We start from the raw sequence: 17,551 nt of genomic DNA, 5'->3' as shown, positions 1-17,551 counted from the left end.
TTCCGGCGTTTCGCATGGCTGACGGAGTCCGGCGTAACCCCGTCACTCCATCGGGCGTTTACGGAGTACCCGCCCCCACCATCGGGCGCGCCTCCACGCGCTGCGCCCCGGTCCATGCTGCTCCGCACGCCCGTGTCCGAGAAAGAGTCCGTATGCCGCGCCTGAGTGTCATCATCCCTGTCCGCCGCGCCCGGGGAAGTCTGCGCGAATGCCTGGAGTCGGTGCTCTCCCAGACGTTCACGGACATCGAGGTGATCGGTGTCGACGACGGGGCGCCGGACGGTTCGGGGCTGCTGCTCGACGATTTCGCCGCCCGCGACGGCCGGGTGCAGGCCATCCACCTCGCGGACGGCGCTGGTCCCGACGGGTGCCGTAATGCCGGGGCCGAGCGGGCCGTCGGGGACTATCTGATGTTCCTGGAGGCCCACTTCGTCCTCCTTCCGGACGCGCTGCGGGCGATCGCCGACCGGCTCGGGACGGCGGACGACCCCGATCTGCTGCTGTTCGGCCATCACAAACGGCCGTTCCGGGGGCGCCCCCGGCCCAGCAGGTCGCTGGAGCTGCTGGGCGAACTCTCCGACGGCCCGCTGACCGCGCCCGGACAGTCCGCACTCCTCGACATCGCCCCGGTGTCCTGGAACCGGGCCGTGCGCCGCGTCCTGCACGAGGGCGAGAAGCTGACCTTCGCTCCGGGACAGCACGGGGAGCGGATGTACGCCCTCCAGACGCTCGCCGCGGCCGAGTCCGTGGCCGTCCTGTCCACCGCCTGCGTCGAGCACCGCCAGCAGCGCTATCTGCCGGCCCTCGACGACGAGGCGCTGCCGGGCTCGGCACCGGCCGGACTCGTCGACGCGTACGCCGGGCTGATGGAGTTCGTCCGCGAGCGCCCCCGGCTGCTCCCCGTACAGCCGCTGCTCTTCGAACGGGCCGTCCAGGAGCTGCTGTCCGGCTACCCCTCGGTGACGCGCCGGCGCCGACGGTACGTACGCTCCGTCGCCGCCTTCCACCGCGCGTACCGGCCCGCCGGGCACCGCTTCCCGGGCGGCGCGCGCGGGCTGCGGCCCCGGCTGATCGGCGGCGGACGGTACGCCGTGCTCGGCACCCTCGACACGGCCCTGGCCCTGCGCCGCGGGCTGCGGGCCACGCCGGACGCGGTGCGGGACCGGGCCAAGCGCAGTCTGAGCAGGCGCTACTACTGGTGGCAGCGCAAGCTCCCGCTGGACCGCGGACTCGCCGTCTACGCCGCGTACTGGAACCGCGGCGTGAGCTGCAATCCGGAGGCCGTCTTCCGCAAGGCCCGGGAGCTGGCGCCGGGGGTGCGCGGGGTGTGGGTGGTCTCCAGGAACCAGCTGGACTCGCTGCCGGAGGGCATCGACCACGTGGTGCCCGGCACCCGCCGCTACTGGGCGGCCATGGCTCGCGCCACGTACTTCTTCAACAACGTCAACTTCCCCGACCACGTGGTCAAGCGGGCCGGCCAGGTCCATGTGATGACGCATCACGGCACCCCCCTGAAGATCATGGGCCTGGACCAGCAGGACTTCCCGGCGGCGGCGCAGGGGCTGAACTTCGACCGGCTGCTCAAGCGGATCGACCGTTGGGACTGGAGCGTCTCCGCCAATCCGCACTCCACCGAGGTGTGGGCCCGCGCCTACCCGGGCGCCGCACGGAGCCTGGAGACGGGATACCCGCGCAACGACGTGCTCGCGTCGGCGACCCCCGAACGGGTCCTGGAGATCCGCGAGGGCCTCGGTATCCGCCCCGGGCAGCGCGCCCTGCTGTACGCGCCCACCCACCGCGACTACGAGGCCGCCTTCACCAGCCGCCTGGACCTGGAACGGTTCTGCGCCGCGGTCGGCCCGGACACCGTGGTCATGGTGCGTGCGCACTACTTCTACGGGGGCGCGGGGCTGCCCGCGAACGCGTCGGTCATCGACGTCAGCGACCACCCGCGGATCGAGGACCTCTGCCTGGCGGCCGACGCGCTGATCACGGACTACTCGTCGGTGATGTTCGACTACGCGCACCTGAACCGCCCGATCGTGGTGCACGCCCCGGACTGGGAGACGTACCGCACGGTCCGCGGGGTCGTCTTCGACCTGCTGTCCGGGAGGCCCGGCGAGACCCCGGGCGCCGTGGCGACGACCACGGACGAGCTGGCGCGGGTCTTCGCCGACGGCAGCTGGGACGGACCCGCGAGCCGGGCACTGCTGACGGCCTTCCGTGCCCGTTTCTGCCCGTACGACGACGGCCGCGCCGCCGAGCGCGTGGTGCGCCGGGTGCTGCTGGGCGAGGAGCCCGCCACGGTCTGATTCCGTCGCACATGCCGAAGGGCCCGCCGTGGCGGGCCCTTCGGCATGTGCAGGTCGCTCTCAGCGTTGCTGCCCCGCCATGACCGTGGCGAGGCCGACCACCACGAGCAGCGAACCGCCCCAGGTCCACATCGAGGTCCGCTCGTGCAGCACCGTCGCCCCGGCCCCCACGATCAGCAGGTAGCCGAGGGCGTTGAACGGATAGGCGATGGAGAGCGGCACCTTGGCCAGCGTCGACATCCAGGCGAGTGCGGACACCGCGAAGACGACGAGGCCGAGCACGACCCACGGGCTGGTGGCGGCGCGCAGCGCGACCGAACCGCCGTCCCGCCCGGCGGTGGCGACGGCGCCCTTCATCCCGTGCTTGAGCATGATCTGGCCACCCGCCGACGAGAACACGGCGAACAGCAGCAGGATCAGACTGGGGAGGGTCAAGGCCTTGCTCCTGACTGCGACCGCCCGGGACTCGGATGCCGGGGCGGGGGTGGGTTCGGGGATCGTCGCCTCAGACGCGGACCCGGTCGGCGGGGACGTACTGTCGGTTGAGGATGTCCTGTACATCGACGTGCTCTCCAGCGATGATCGTCTCGGCCGCATGCGGGGTGAGCAGTGCGACGTGCTGATAGCCGAACAAGGTCGGTCGGATCCGGGTCAGCAGCCTCGACACCCCGCCGAGTACGGCGGCGAGCGGACCGCGGCCCAGGAGTGACCAGAACGGCGCCCCGGTCGAGGCGATGTCCAGGACGTCGTAGCCCGCGGCCCGTACGGTGCGGCGCAGACTGGACCGGGTGAAGAAGCGCAGATGCGTTTCGTCGAGGATGCCGCGGCGGTCGTAGTCGAAGGCCCCGACGGCGACCCGAAGCCGTGAGTACCAGTGGCTGAAGTTCGGCACGGAGAGCAGCACCTCGCCGCCGGGCCGCAGCACGGTGGCGACCTCGGCGAGCACCTGCTCGGGGCGGGAGAGGTGCTCGATGACGTCCCCGGCGACCACGTAGTCGAAGCCGGTGCCGATCCCGTCCGGCAGCCCCTCCTCCAGGTTGGCGAGATGGAAGTGGCTGCACTTCTCGCGCACACCGGGCACCTCGACGTAGTCCACCCCGGTCACCTCGTGGCCGAGGGCTTCGAGGCGCTGTGCGAACAGCCCGCCGGAACAGCCGAGGTCCAGGACCCGGCCGGGCGGCATCTTCCGCATCTTCTCCAGGATGACCGCGTGCGAGGAGCCGTCGCCCTCCTTGAAGGCGTACTCGACGGGCTTGGGGATCCAGGCGCAGGTGCCGAAACCCTTGACCGCGAGGCGGTATTCGAGGACGTCCTTGACCACGTCCTTCGCGTATTTCATGCCGTTGACGTAGCAGATCTCGTCGCCGTAGTACGTGGGCACGGGGATTTCCTTGATCCGCATTCCCGCGTTGAGCAGCTGGACGATGATCTGGGTGTCGAAGTCGAAGGCGTCCGTGTTCCGGTCGACGGGCAGCTTCTTCAGTGCCTCGACGCTGTAGGCGCGGTATCCGGAGTGGAATTCGGTGAGCTCCGATCCGAGCAGCCCGTTCTCCAGCCGGGTGAGAATGCGGTTGCCCAGCCACTTGTACATCGGCATTCCGCCCTTGAGAGCGCTGCCCGATTTCATCATCCGCGATCCGAACACGGCTTCGCATTCGCCGCGTTCGATCGGTGCGACCATTTCGGGGAGCAATTCGGGGGCGTACTGCCCATCGCCGTGCAGCAGCACGATGATATCGAGTCCATGTGCGGCGGCCAGCGCGTATCCGGCTTTCTGGTTCCCGCCGTAACCGAGGTTCTTGGTGTGCCGCATCACCACGGTCCGCGGCATTCCCTCGGCCTGCGACCACCGGCAGCCGGCGGTGAAGGTCGCGTCATGACTCGCGTCGTCGAGAATGAGAATCTCGTCGACCCGGGACCGGAAATCCTCCGGAATCCGGTCGAGGGTCTTCTCCAGCGTGGTCTCCGCGTTGTACGCGACCACCAGGATGCCGATCCTGGGACTCGGGCTTTCCTTCACGGGGCGTTCTCCAGTTGCGCTCGGTGCTCGTGGCTGTGATCGGGAGGGGACGGTGGCGGGCGCCGCTCCGGCGTCGCGGTCAGGTGACGGCGGAACCGGAGGGCTGGGAGGTACGGGGAGCGGAGACCTGCGCCCCGCCGGAGCGGCCGGTCCGGGCCACGCCCGGCCGCGCGGAAAGGAGGCGGCGGACGCCGGTGGTCAGTCCGGCCGCGAGGACGATCCAGCCGGCGGCGCCCAGATACAGCACCGGCTCGCTCCAGCTCACGGCGGAGCGTCCGCTGTAGCCGAGGACGGCCGTCAGTCCGAGCACGCAGCTGTACGCGAACCCTTCCCAGGGCCCGAGGACGAACATTCCGGCCGCCGCCCAGGTCAGGTACTGCAGGCCGGAGGCGGTGGACAGAAGCAGCAGCAGGCCCAGCGTGACGGCGACGACGCCCGGCAGCTGCGCGGGCCGCAGCCACGCGAGCCAGACGCCGGCGGCCACGCACGGCAGGACGAAGAGGAAGTGGCCGCCACCCTGCATGAAGGCGATGAAGGACTCCGGCAGGCCGAACACGTCGGCGAAGCGGACCAGCCCCCAGAAGCGGTAGCCGCCGCCCGCGTACTCCAGCACGTTCCGCTGGAGGTCCTGCGGCACGGTCACGAGGACCGGCCCCCACACGAGTGCGAACACGGCGGCGAACCCGGCGGCGAAGCGGACCAGCACCGGCCGGCCGCCGCGCAGGGCGGCGACGAGCAGCGCCGGGATCACCACCACCGGGACGAACTTGACGCTGATCGACAGCGCCGCGGCCACCCCCGCCGCGAGCGGGGACCTGCGGTCGGCCAGCAGGTGGGCGGAGGCCAGGGCGAACATGACGGCGACCGCGTCGGTGTTGCCGTGATAGCCGGACGTGGCGATCAGCACCGGGCTGACGGCCACGCCGGCCGCGCACAGCACCGCGGTACGCAGCGCGGCACGCCTGCGGACAATTTCGAACACGAGCAGGGCGCAGAGGAAATCGGCAATCGAAGCAGGCCACCTGATCAGCGTGGCGAACGACATTCCGAATCCCGAAAGACTGTTCAGTCCGAGCAGCATCCAGCCGGCCAGTGGCGGGTGGTTGTAGACGGGCAGACCGGGCATCGACTGCTCATAGATTCGAATGGGCCCGTGTGCGGCGACGGCCTGGGCGAATCCCTGGAAGAAGCGCACATCGGCGGGTCCCGGAACATTCGCCGCGATGACCGTGCGCACGAGAAGACCGACCGCCGCGGCAACAAGTACAGCGGCTCTGGCTCGTCGCACATCCAAGGTTTCGCACCACATTCGGATACCCATGAAAACAGAACGTAGCAACCCGACGACGCCCTGCAACGCACCGATGAACATACTTGTCCGGCCCACAGCTCGGATTCCCTGCGCATCCGTGCAAACGCCACATTCTCCGAATCACTCGAACGGTTCACGCAGTTCGGACAGTCCGTGCGTCAATTCACGTTCACCACCGCGTCACCCCGCAGTTCACCGCGCATCCGCACCCGTCGGGGAGCGGTGCGGCACAGGGGTGCGGACTACAGCATCCGGTCGGCCACCCGGGCGGCCGCCCGGCCGTCGTCGAGGTCGCAGAAGTCCCGCCGGAACGCCTCGTACGCCCCCGCGTGTCCCGCGGTCGACCGGACCGGGTCACGCAGCGCCTCGACGAGATCCCCGGAGTCCGGAATCAGGGGGCCGGGGGCCCGCGACTCGAACTCGAAGGCGAATCCGCGCAGCGTGTCGCGGTAGTGCTCCAGGTCGTAGGTGTGAAAGAGCATCGGGCGGCCGGTCTGCGCGAAGTCGAACATCAGCGAGGAGTAGTCCGTCACCAGCGCGTCGCTGATCAGCATCAGTTCACCGACCTCCGGGTAGCGCGAGACGTCGCGGACGAATCCCGTACCGCTGTCCGGGAGCCGGTCGGCGACCAGGTAGTGACGGCGCACCAGCAGGACGGTGTCCGCGCCCAGTTCGCGCTCGGCTGCTGCGAGGTCGAGCCGCAGGTCCATGGCGTAGCGGCCGCGGTTCCTCGGCTGGTCGTCGCGCCAGGTCGGCGCATAGAGCACGACCCGTTTGCCGTCGGGGATCTGGAGGGTCTCCCGTACCGCGGCGGCGATCTTGGTCCGGTCCGGGGCGTGGAAGAGGTCGTTGCGGGGATAGCCGCACTCCAGGACGTCGCCCTCGAAGCCGAAGGAGCGGCGCAGCACGGGGGTGGAGTACGTGTTCGGGGAGACCAGGAAGCTCCACTGCCGGGCGCGCTGTTCGAGGGTGGCGATGTAGGCGGGGTTCGCCTGGGCGGTGCCGGCGAGGTCGAGGCCGATGCGCTTGAGCGGGGTGCCGTGCCAGGTCTGGACGACGGTCTGGCCCTCGCGCCGCTCGAACCACTCGGGCAGCTGGGTGTTGGTGACGATGTGCCGGCTGCGGGCCAGTGCCTCGTGCCAGGCCCGCGAGCCGTGCTCCACGGCGGTGGCGCCGGCCGGGATGCGCGCCTGCCCGTCGCGCACCACCCACAGATGCTCCAGACCGGTCCCGCGCCGGGTCAGCTCCTCGTGGACGGCGCGCGGTGAGTCCGAGTACTGGCGGCCGTCGAAGCTGCTGAACAGCACGGTCCCGCGCAGCGCGGCGGCGCGCTGCGCCGCGTAGGCGCTGCTGAGCAGCCGCTTGGCGCGCGGGCCGCGCTCCCCGGCGCCGAGCGGGGGTGCGCAGCTCAGCAGCAGTTGGTCGTGGAAGCGGCGCTCGATGACGTACGAACGACCCGTCAGGGTGCGGGCCGCGGGCAGGGTGTGATGGACGGCGGCCGGGAGGCGCAGGGCGATGTCGCCGCTCTCGTCGGCGGCGCCCTTCTCGCGGAGGAAGAAGTACCAGTTGCCCTCCCCCAGTGGCAGCGTTCCGCCCCCGCACACCTCGATGGCGTCCGGCCGCAGCTCGGCCGTGAACCGCCGCTCGTCCTGCGGTCCGGTGAACTCGACGGGGAAGACCGCCTCTTCGTGATGGCCGCTGTGCCGGGCCACCAGCTCGACCGGGCGCCCGGGATCGTCGGGAAAGCCTCCCTCCAGGAGCAGCTTCCCGTCCTGCGTCCAGGCGGCCAGTTCGACGGTGGGCTGTACGGAGCGGTCGCTGATCAGCAGATTGCCGCGGGCGCTCACGGTGAGGGCCAGCTCGCGGGGCTCGTCGGCGACCGGTGCGAGCGGGTACCGGCCCGAGGGGACAGGACCTGGCACATCGATCGGGGTCCGGCGGCCGCCGGGGCCGATGAGATGGACGCTGTACGGGAGGCCCGACCGCGCCTCGCCGGCTGCCGGCCTGGCGTCGAGGAGTGCGGTGAGCGGGATCCCGGCGGTGAAGCGCCGCCAGCCCGCCGCCGAGGGCGCGGCGTCCTCGTGCACCGTCACCGGGCACTCGAAGGTGGTGCCGGAGGGGCGGTGGGTGAGGCCCAGCCGCAGATCCTGGCGGCCGAGCCGGTCCCGGAGCATGCCGTCGACGACGACGGTGGCCGTCCCGTCGCCCGTCTCACCCGCGCGATGGGTCTCGAAGCGTGCGTCGATCCGCTCGGCGTGCAGGACCAGCCGGTCGGCCTCGAAGACCGGCACGATCCGGTGGTCGCCGTCCGGCCGGTGCACCGGCGGCGCCACGGGGGCCTCCGCGGTGGTGGGTACGGAGCGCCGCAGCATCCCGTTCCTCGCGACGCCGAGCTCCAGGCGCCAGGTGATGTGATCGGCCGGGCCGTCCGCGGCGATACGGAGCCTGGCGGGGTCGAGAACCGTCTCGAAGCCCGACCGGTCGTAGTCGTGCAGGCTCTGCCGGGAGAGCGCGGTGGCCTCCGGCTCGCCGGTCCGGCGCAGGCGCAGCGGGACCACCTGCCGCCCGCCGGCCGCCCGCAACCAGCCGGCCCGGAATTCGGAGCGGCCCGAGGCGACGGGCAGGTTACGGATGTACGCGTACCCCTTCAGGTGCAGCTTTCCGTCCTGCCAGCGCACCTCCCGCAGCCGGGCGACCAGCGGCAGATCGCCGTCGCCGAGGCGCAGCACCCGGCTCGGCACCGGACGGCTCAGCGGTGGGTAGGCGGCCCGCCGGCGCCGCAGGCCCCGTACGGCGAACGCGCCGGGCTCCCGCTTGTCGAAGGCGAGCAGGGCCAGCAGTTCTTCCGTGCGGCGCTCACGCACGAGGTGCCACATCAGCCTCAGCCGCAGCGGGAGCCCGTCGAGCACCGACGGGTCGACCTGGTCGAGGAACGCGTTGGTATGCGTCAGAAAGGCGTCGCGGTACGCGTCGTCGCCCTCGGGCAGGACCTCCATGAAGTACCAGAGGTCGTTGGCGAGGGCGTGCGCCTCATAGTGGTTCTTGTCGGCGGCGGTGCGGTTCTCCGCCAGGAAGTCGCAGACGCCCTGTACGTGCGCGACCCGGTCCCGGACCCCGCGCACGACGGCCCGGCCTGCGGTGATCGATCCGGGGCGGTCCCGCCAGTGGTAGACGGGGTCCTTCACGATGTCGACGGAGCCGGCCAGGAAGTGGGCGGGCAGCACGACCGGGATGTCCTCGTAGAGCGCGCCGACGGGGAAGGCGAACGCGTGCTCGTCCCAGAAGGAGCGGCGGAAGACCTTGTTGCAGGCGATCCGGTCCCCGGCGAGCTGCCGGTCACGGGTGATGTGGGTGCGCAGCCGTGTGGTCGCCATGGGTGTGCGGAACATCGGCGACTGCTGGAGCCTGCCACCGGCCCGCAGCCGCAGCACGTTGCCGGACGCCAGGTCCGAGCCGGTCTCCTCCAGGGCGCCGAGCAGCAGTTCGTACGCGCGCGGCGGGACGACGTCGTCGCTGTCGACGAAGGCGAGGTAGCGGCTTTCGGGGTCGCAGTTGCGGACGCCGGTGTTGCGGGCGTGCCCCAGTCCGCCGTTCTCCTGGCTGACCAGCCGGAAGCGGTCGTCCTGTGCGGCGAACCCGGCGGCCAGGGCCGCGCTGCCGTCGGTGGAACCGTCGTCGACCATGACCACTTCGAGGTCGGTGACGGTCTGCTCCGCGAGGGACTTCAGACAGTCCGTCAGGAAGGGTTCCACGTTGTAGACGGGGACAACGACACTGAGCCGTGGCGGCATGGTGAGCACGTCCGTTCATCGGGGGCCTGGCTATCCGTATGGCTCAACCCCGTGAACGGCCGGGGGTCACCGGTTACGGTCCCCAACGAGTGATGTCGCGATCGTCGTGCTGACGCCGCGGCCCCGCAGGACGCGGTGTGCGCTCAGCGGGTGAGGGCGGCGACGGCCGAGGCCGCCAGATCGTCCAGATAGCCCGCGGGCAGCTCGCCCCTCACGACCGCGAGCCGCCAGTAGAGGGGCCCGACGATCAGATCGAGGGCGCGGTCCGGGTCGCTGCCCTGCGGCAGCTCCCCGCGCGCGACGGCGTCCCGTACGACCACGGCGGCGATGCCCTGCTGCGGGTCGAGCAGGGCGGCCTTGATGGTGTCGGAGATCTCCGGGCTGCGGGCCGCCTCGACGAGCAGGTCCGGGATGACCTGGGAGGCGAGCGGGTGGCGCAGGGCGTACGCGGCCAGTTCGAGCACGGCGCGGACGTCCCCGTACAGCGAGCCCGTGGCCGGGGCCGGCATGCCCTGCACCGCGACGGCGGAGACCAGGTCCAGGACCAGGTGCAGCTTGGACTTCCAGCGGCGGTAGACCGCGGTCTTGCCGACGCCGGCGCGGCGCGCGATGCCCTCGATGGACATCCGGGCGAAGCCGACCGCGGCCAGCTCCTCGAAGACCGCGGTGCGGATCGCATCGGTCACGTCCTCGCGCAGCACGGCGGCTCCGGCGGGGGCACGGCGGCGGCTTCCCGGGTCGGTGGTCATGGCCGAATCATAGTCCGTGACGACGAAACGGTTGCGTAGCGACGTCGGTCCGTCCTACCCTCGGCGTTGCGACGATACGGTCCCGTCCCGTCGCTACTGATCGTTCCCCTCCCCGCCCCTCCGTTTCCCCGCCTTCCCGCCTTCCCGCCTTCCGTCGAAAGCGATCGTGGTGAGCCAGACAACAGCCCAGGCCCCGGCGGACGCCCCGCCGTCCGCCTCCCCGCCCGAATACGCCCCGGGCGAGCTCGCCGCCCTGGCGGCCCGCCACGGACTGACCGTGAGCGGAGCCCGCCCGACCCTGCCGGCGTACGTCCGGCAACTGTGGGGGCGGCGGCACTTCATCACCGCGTTCGCCACCGCCAAGCTCACCGCCCAGTACAGCCAGGCGAAGCTCGGCCAGATCTGGCAGATCATGACCCCGCTGCTCAACGCGACGGTCTACTACTTCATCTTCGGCGTCCTGATGAAGACGAAGCACGGCGTCCCGGACTATGTCCCGTTCCTGGTCACCGGAGTCTTCATCTGGACCTTCACCAGCCAGTCGATCACCGTCGGCACCCGTGCGATCAGCGGCAACATCGGCCTCGTGCGGGCCCTGCACTTCCCGCGGGCCTCACTGCCGATCGCACTGGCCCTGCAACAGCTCCAGCAGCTGCTCTTCTCGCTGGGCGCGCTGGTCCTGATCCTGCTGGTGTTCGGCCAGTACCCGCAGCCCGCCTGGCTGCTGGCGGTGCCGGCCCTGGCCCTGCAGGCCGTCTTCAACACCGGCATCTCGATGGTCATGGCCAGGCTGGCCGCACGGACCCCGGACATCGCCCAGCTGACGCCGTTCATCCTGCGCACCTGGATGTACGCGTCGGGCGTGATGTGGAGCGTCGGCACGATGCTCCAGGGCAATCAGGTACCGCACCTGGTGAAACTGGCGCTGGAGGTCAATCCGGCCGCCGTCTTCATCAACCTGATGCGGTTCGCCCTCATCGACAGCTTCGGGGGCGAACAGCTGCCCCCGCACGTGTGGGCCATCGCCACCGGCTGGGCGCTGCTGTGCGGCGTGGGCGGATTCATCTACTTCTGGAAGGCCGAGGAGAGTTACGGACGTGGCTGACCGCACAGACCTCCGGGTCCCGACCGTCGTCGTCGACGACGTCCACATCACGTACAAGGTCAACGGCGCCCGCACCGGAAAGGGCAGCGCCACCTCGGCCCTCAGCCGGCTCGCCTCGCGCCGGCAGTCCCCCGGGGTACGCGAGGTGCACGCCGTGAAGGGGGTCAGCTTCGCCGCGTACAAGGGAGAGGCGATCGGGCTGATCGGCTCCAACGGCTCGGGGAAGTCGACCCTGCTCAAGGCGATCGCCGGGCTGCTGCCCGCCACGAAGGGCCGCGTCCACACCCAGGGCCAGCCTTCGCTGCTCGGCGTGAACGCGGCGCTGATGAGCGACCTGACAGGCGAGCGCAACGTCGTGCTCGGGGGGCTCGCGATGGGCATGAGCCGCGCGCAGATCCGCGAACGCTACGCCGACATCGTCGACTTCTCCGGCATCAACGAGAAGGGCGACTTCATCACCCTGCCGATGCGCACGTACTCCTCCGGCATGGGTGCCCGGCTGCGCTTCTCCATCGCCGCGGCCAAGGACCACGACGTCCTCCTGATCGACGAGGCTCTCTCCACGGGCGACGCCCGGTTCCAGCGGCGCAGCAAGGAACGGATCATCGAACTGCGCAAGCAGGCCGGCACGGTCTTCCTGGTCAGCCACCACAACAAGTCGATCACCGAGACCTGCGACCGGGCGATCTGGCTGGAGGCGGGCACCCTGCGGATGGACGGCCCGGCCAAGGAAGTCGTAGCGGCGTACGAGAATTTCACCGGCAAGAAGTAACCCACCTCAAGCCCCGCACCCCGGCCAAACCCGCCACCTCAAAGCCCGCGCCCGGCCAAACCCGCCACCTCAAGGGCCGCCCCAATCCCGCCACCTCAGGGCCCACAACCCGCCACCTCAAAGCCCGCACCCGGCAAATCCAGCCCGTCCGGCGCTTGAGGACAAAACCCGCGCCCCGGCCGCACCCGCCACCTCAGGGCCCACAACCCACCACCTCAAAGCCCACACCGGCAAAACCCAGCCCGTCCGGCGCTTGAGGACAAAACCCCCGCCCCGGCCGGGGCAGCACCCACCCAGCCCGTCCGGCGCTTGAGGACAAGGCGAGGCGGCCACCGGAACGCACCCGGCAGCCGCCTCGCCCCACACACCCCTACGCGTGCGTACGCAACAACGTCCGCATCGTCCGCATCGCCACCGACAGGTTCGCCAGGTCGAACGCGTCCGACCCCTGGATCTCCTCCAGCGTGGACCGCGACCGCGACAGGATCGCCGCGTTCTTCCCCTCCCACGCCTCGAACCGCTCCTGCGGCGAGGAGGACCCGTTGCCCGCGCTCAGCACGTCGCCCGTGAGCGCCGCGTGCGCGGCGTACAGGTCCTCGCGGATGGAGGCTCGGGCCATCGACTGCCAGCGGTCGGCCCGCGGCAGCTCGATGATCCGGTCCATCAGCTGGGTGATGCCCAGCCGGTCCGCGAGGTCGTAGTACACCTCGGCGACGGCCAGCGGGGCCTTGCCCGTACGGTCGGCGATCGCCACGATGTCGAGCGCCGGGAAGGCCGACGAGAATCCGGCGACGCGCTGCGCCAGCGCGTCCGGGACCCCCGCCTCGGTGAGCTCGTCCAGGATTCCCTGGTACCACTCCTGGTCGGCGCCCATCAGCATCTTGGGCAGCTCGGCCCAGACCTGCTCGACACCGTCACGGAAGAAGTCGATCGTCCCGGCGATCTCCAGCGGCTGCGGACGGTTGCCGAGCAGCCAACGCGAGCCGCGCTCGACGAGCCGGCGCGAGTGCAGCCGGATCCGGGTCTGCACATCGGCGGGGACCTTGTTGTCGAGCGCCTCGACGGCGTCCCACACCGCGCCGAGACCGAAGATCTCCCGGGCCGCGAACTGGGCCCGCACGATCTCCCCGATCGAGGCACCGGTCTCTTCCCGCAGCCGGTGCAGGAAGGTCGAACCACCGGTGTTCACCGTGTCGTTCACCAGGACCGTGGTGATGATCTCGCGCCGCAGCGCGTGCCCGTCGACCGCGTCGGGGAAGCGCTCGCGCAGCTGCTGCGGGAAGTAGGCGTGCAGCAGCTTCTGCAGGTGCGCGTCGTCCGGCAGGCTCGTACCGATCAGCTCCTGCGCCGCCGTGATCTTCGTGTAGGCGAGCAGCACGGCCAGCTCGGGCTGGCTGAGCCCCTTGCCCGCGCTCAGCAGTTCGCGGATCTGCCGGTCGGTGGGCAGGAACTCCAGGGCCCGGTCCAGGTACCCGTCGCGGCCCAGCCGGCGCATGAAGCGCTGCTGTGCGTGGAGCAGTGAGGGCGCCTGGGCGACCGAGTTGGCGAGCGCGGTGTTCTGCGCGTAGTTGTTGCGCAGCACCAGGTGGCCGATCTCGTCGGTCATCTCGGCGAGCAGCTTGTTGCGCTGCTTGACCGTCATGTCGCCGTCCCGGACCAGACCGTTGAGCAGGATCTTGATGTTCACCTCGTGGTCGGAGGTGTCCACACCGGCGCTGTTGTCGATCGCGTCGGTGTTGATCCGCCCGCCGGTACGGGCGAACTCGATCCGGCCCAGCTGGGTGGCGCCGAGGTTGCCGCCCTCGCCGACGACCTTGGCCCGCAGGTCCTCGCCGTTGACGCGGATCGCGTCGTTGGCCTTGTCCCCGACGTCCGCGTTCGACTCGGCGGAGGACTTGATGTACGTACCGATGCCGCCGTTCCACGCCAGGTCGACGGGGGCCTTGAGGATGGTCTGCATCAGGTCGGCGGGCGTCATCTTGGTGACCCCGGCCTCGATGCCGAGCGCCTCGCGCATGTGCGCGTTGACCGGAATCGACTTGGCGCTGCGCGGGTGGATGCCGCCGCCCGCGGAGATCAGTCCCTTGTCGTAGTCGGCCCAGGAGCTGCGCGGCAGGTCGAAGAGGCGGCGCCGCTCGGCGTACGAGGTCGCGGCGTCCGGCTTCGGGTCGATGAAGATGTGCCGGTGGTCGAAGGCCGCGACGAGCCGGATGTGCTCGGAGAGCAGCATCCCGTTGCCGAACACGTCGCCCGACATGTCGCCGACGCCGACGACGGTGAAGTCCTCCGTCTGTGTGTCGTGGCCGAGCTCCCGGAAGTGCCGCTTGACGGACTCCCAGGCGCCGCGGGCGGTGATGCCCATGCCCTTGTGGTCGTAGCCGGCCGAACCGCCGGAGGCGAACGCGTCACCGAGCCAGAAGCCGTACGCGACGGCGACCTCGTTGGCGATGTCGGAGAACTTCGCGGTGCCCTTGTCGGCGGCGACGACGAGGTAGGTGTCGTCCTCGTCGTGCCGGACGACGTCCTTGGGGGGCACGACCTCGCCCGCGACCATGTTGTCGGTGATGTCGAGCAGCGCCGAGATGAAGGTGCGGTACGAGGCGATGCCCTCGGCCATCCAGGCGTCACGGTCGACGGCCGGGTCGGGCAGCTGCTTGGCGACGAAGCCGCCCTTGGCGCCGACCGGCACGATGACGGTGTTCTTCACCATCTGCGCCTTGACCAGGCCGAGGATCTCCGTACGGAAGTCCTCGCGCCGGTCGGACCAGCGCAGACCGCCACGGGCGACCTTGCCGAAGCGCAGGTGGACACCCTCGACGCGCGGCGAGTACACCCAGATCTCGAACGCCGGGCGGGGCGCCGGAAGATCCGGGATGGACTGCGGGTCGAACTTCATCGACACATAGCCGTGCGGCTTTCCGCTCTCCGCGCGCTGGAAGAAGTTGGTGCGCAGGGTGGCCTTGATGACGGTGAGGAAGGACCGCAGGATCCGGTCCTCGTCGAGCGAGGCGACCTGGTCCAGGGCCCCGTCGAGCTCTTCGAGGAGCCCGTCGGTCAGCTCCGTACCGGCGCTCTGGCGCTCCGGCGACATCCGGGCCTCGAAGAGCGAGACCAGCAGCCGGGTGGTGTGGACGTTGTTCTGGAGGGTGCTCTCCATGTAGTCCTGGCTGAACGTGGATCCGGCCTGGCGCAGGTACTTGGCGTAGGCGCGCAGCACCATGGCCTGCCGCCAGTTCAGACCGGCGCTCAGCACCAGCCCGTTGAAGCCGTCGTTCTCCGCCTCGCCGGTCCACACGGCGGCGAAGGCCTCCTGGAACCGCTCGCGGGCGTCGTCGGCCAGGTAGCCGCCGTTGGCCGTGGCCTGCGGCATGCGCAGCCCGAAGTCGTAGATCCAGGCGTGCGTACCGTCCGCGCAGCGCAGCTCGTACGGACGCTCGTCGACGACCTCGACACCGAGCCGCTGGAGCGCCGGGAGGACGGCGGACAGGGAGACCTGCTCGCCGGTCCGGTAGATCTTGAACCGGCGCTCGCCGGGGGCGGCGCCGACCGGCTCGTACAGGCTGAGGGCGAAGTCCTTCTCGTCCTCCTTGAGGGCTTCGAGGTGGACCAGGTCGGCCACGGCGGAGCGCGGCGAGTGGTCGGCCTTGTAGCCCTCGGGGAACGAGTGCCCGTAGTGACGCAGCAGCTCGGCGGCGCGCTCCTCTCCGCACTCGGCGCCCAGCGCTTCCTGGAAGCCGTCGGCCCAGGAGCGGGCAGCCTCGACGAGCCGGGCCTCGATACGGTCGGCCTCGGCGTCGGTGAGGCCGGTCAGCTCACTGCCGGGGGCCACCCGTACGACGAAGTGCAGCCGGGAGAGGATCGATTCGGTGTTCCAGGCGGTGAAGTCGACGCTGGTCCCGTTCAGCTCCTCCTTGAGGATGTCGATCAGCCGCAGGCGCACACCGGTGGTGTAGCGGTCGCGCGGCAGGTAGACGATCGCGGAGTAGTAGCGCCCGTACTCGTCCTGGCGCAGGTAGAGCCGGAGCCGGCGCCGCTCCTGGAGGTAGAGCACCGAGGTGACGATGGAGCGCAGCTGGTCGGGCGGCGTCTGGAACAGCTCGTCGCGGGGGTACGTCTCCAGGATCTGCAGCAGGTCGCGGCCGTCGTGGCTGTTGTACGAGAAGCCCGCGCCCTCCAGCACCTCGGCGACCTTGCGGCGGATGACGGGCACCCGGCGCACGGACTCGGTGTAGGCGGCGGACGAGAACAGTCCGAGGAAGCGGCGCTCACCGGTGACGTTGCCGTCGGCGTCGAACTTCTTCACGCCGACGTAGTCGAGGTAGCTGGGCCGGTGCACGGTCGCCCGGCTGTTGGCCTTGGTCAGGATGAGGAGCTTGTGCTCGCGGGCCTTGGCCCGGGCGTCGGCGGGCAGCCGGTCGAAGGAGGGGCTGACCGGGTGCGCCTCGTTCTCGCTGTGGTGCGGGTCGGAGCGCAGGATGCCGAGGCCGGTTCCGGGCACGGCGGCCAGCGCGTCGGTGTCCGTCAGTTCGTACTCGCGGTAGCCGAGGAAGGTGAAGTGGTCCGCGGCGAGCCAGCGCAGCAGCTCCCTGGCCTCGTTCACCTCGTCGTCGGCAAGGTCGTCGAGCGGCTCGCCGGGCAGGTCGTCGGCGATGCGCAGCGCGGCGTCCCGCATCTTCTCCCAGTCCTCGACGGTCTCCCGTACGTCGGACAGGACCCGCAGCAGGTCGGTCTGGATCTGCTTGAGGTCGGCGCGGTCGGTCTCGCGGTCGATCTCGACGTGGATCCAGGACTCGACGAGCGCGTCGTGCGGCAGCTCGGCCTTGGCGTCCTTCGCCCCCTTGGCGTTCTTCCGGCCGGCTTGGGGGTCCGTCGAGATGCCGACGCCCTCGGTGAGGACCTCGATCAGCTTGCCGGTGACATCACGGCGGACGATGACCTGGGGGTGGATCACGACATGGATGCCGCGGCCCTGGCGGGACAGCTCGTTGGTGACGGAGTCGACCAGGAACGGCATGTCGTCGGTGACGACCTCGACGACGGAGTGGCTGCAGGTCCAGCCGTTCTCCTCGACGGTCGGGGTGTGCACCCGGACGTTGGCCGTGCCCTGCGGGCGGTTCTCGGCGAGCCGGTAGTGGGAGGAGGCGGCACCGAAGACGTCGACCGGGTCCCGGCCTGCGATGTCCTCCGGAGCGGTGTGGAGGTAGTAGCGCTGGAGATAGGCGAGCAGTACGTCCTGGCGCGGACGCTCCTGCCCGGCCCCGGTGCCGTCGTCGGCGCCGGTGGCCGCGACATGCACCCGGGGGGTACCGCCCGGGCCACCGACACCACCGCCCGGGCTGTTGTCAGCTACCTTGGCGGCCCGTGCGAGCAGCTCGGCCTTGGCTTCGTCCAGCTTGGTCTGCATGTCCTCTGGCTCCTGTCGCGCGCCGTTGCGTGACGTAGGTGAAAAAGACGACGTACCGCCACGACACGGGGTTTCCGGTCTGAGTC

9 protein-coding genes are annotated in these 17,551 nt (G+C 70.5%); 3 read left to right on the top strand and 6 right to left on the bottom strand.

Annotated features, from left to right (window positions below):
- The first annotated feature begins 152 nt into the window (after nt 1-152).
- Nucleotides 153-2,312, top strand: coding sequence for a bifunctional glycosyltransferase/CDP-glycerol:glycerophosphate glycerophosphotransferase (locus tag OG912_RS21935; RefSeq protein ID WP_327710896.1), 2,160 nt, complete (start codon nt 153-155; stop codon nt 2,310-2,312).
- A gap of 60 nt (nt 2,313-2,372) precedes the next feature.
- Here the strand turns inward: OG912_RS21935 and OG912_RS21930 are convergent, their stop codons facing one another.
- The 5 genes from OG912_RS21930 to OG912_RS21910 form a co-directional block, all read right to left on the bottom strand.
- On the bottom strand, nt 2,373-2,747 hold the full coding sequence (locus OG912_RS21930) for a hypothetical protein (RefSeq protein WP_326736488.1): 375 nt from the start codon (nt 2,745-2,747) through the stop codon (nt 2,373-2,375).
- Nucleotides 2,748-2,817: 70 nt separating this feature from the next.
- Entirely contained in the window at nt 2,818-4,332 is a 1,515-nt protein-coding gene (locus tag OG912_RS21925; RefSeq protein WP_327710895.1) for a bifunctional glycosyltransferase/class I SAM-dependent methyltransferase, read from the bottom strand.
- A 79-nt stretch (nt 4,333-4,411) separates the two neighbouring features.
- Complete coding sequence (locus OG912_RS21920; RefSeq protein ID WP_327710894.1) at nt 4,412-5,569, bottom strand: glycosyltransferase family 39 protein; 1,158 nt, start codon at nt 5,567-5,569, stop codon at nt 4,412-4,414.
- Between the two features lie 317 nt (nt 5,570-5,886).
- Nucleotides 5,887-9,435 carry a bifunctional glycosyltransferase/CDP-glycerol:glycerophosphate glycerophosphotransferase gene (locus OG912_RS21915; RefSeq protein ID WP_327710893.1) on the bottom strand — a complete coding sequence of 1,183 codons (3,549 nt, stop codon included), beginning with the start codon at nt 9,433-9,435 and terminating at the stop codon, nt 5,887-5,889.
- Nucleotides 9,436-9,578: 143 nt separating this feature from the next.
- Nucleotides 9,579-10,184 carry a TetR/AcrR family transcriptional regulator gene (locus OG912_RS21910; RefSeq protein WP_326736492.1) on the bottom strand — a complete coding sequence of 202 codons (606 nt, stop codon included), beginning with the start codon at nt 10,182-10,184 and terminating at the stop codon, nt 9,579-9,581.
- A gap of 166 nt (nt 10,185-10,350) precedes the next feature.
- Between OG912_RS21910 and OG912_RS21905 the strand changes: the two genes are divergently transcribed.
- Nucleotides 10,351-11,289 (top strand): ABC transporter permease, encoded by a 939-nt coding sequence (locus OG912_RS21905; protein WP_443061005.1) that lies wholly within the window; start codon nt 10,351-10,353, stop codon nt 11,287-11,289.
- Nucleotides 11,282-12,061 carry an ABC transporter ATP-binding protein gene (locus OG912_RS21900; RefSeq protein WP_327710891.1) on the top strand — a complete coding sequence of 260 codons (780 nt, stop codon included), beginning with the start codon at nt 11,282-11,284 and terminating at the stop codon, nt 12,059-12,061. The genes OG912_RS21905 and OG912_RS21900 overlap by 8 nt, the downstream gene beginning before the upstream one ends.
- A gap of 370 nt (nt 12,062-12,431) precedes the next feature.
- Here OG912_RS21900 and OG912_RS21895 read toward each other — a convergent pair whose 3' ends face one another.
- The gene (locus OG912_RS21895) at nt 12,432-17,465 is read right to left on the bottom strand and encodes an NAD-glutamate dehydrogenase (RefSeq protein ID WP_327710890.1); all 5,034 of its coding nucleotides are present in this window, start codon (nt 17,463-17,465) and stop codon (nt 12,432-12,434) included.
- Nucleotides 17,466-17,551 lie beyond the last annotated feature (86 nt).

This window comes from Streptomyces sp. NBC_00464, assembly GCF_036013915.1.
In the GTDB taxonomy this organism is placed as follows: domain Bacteria; phylum Actinomycetota; class Actinomycetes; order Streptomycetales; family Streptomycetaceae; genus Streptomyces.
The sequence above is the reverse complement of the archived record's forward strand: the minus strand, read 5'-3'. Positions and strand labels throughout refer to the sequence as shown.

What these genes read in the sequence shown, in the direction of transcription:
- OG912_RS21935 (WP_327710896.1), top strand. Translation starts at nt 153, where the DNA reads ATGCCGCGCCTGAGTGTCATCATCCCTGTCCGCCGCGCCCGGGGAAGT.
- OG912_RS21915 (WP_327710893.1), bottom strand. Translation starts at nt 9,435, where the DNA reads ATGCCGCCACGGCTCAGTGTCGTTGTCCCCGTCTACAACGTGGAACCC.
- OG912_RS21910 (WP_326736492.1), bottom strand. Translation starts at nt 10,184, where the DNA reads ATGACCACCGACCCGGGAAGCCGCCGCCGTGCCCCCGCCGGAGCCGCC.
- OG912_RS21895 (WP_327710890.1), bottom strand. Translation starts at nt 17,465, where the DNA reads ATGCAGACCAAGCTGGACGAAGCCAAGGCCGAGCTGCTCGCACGGGCC.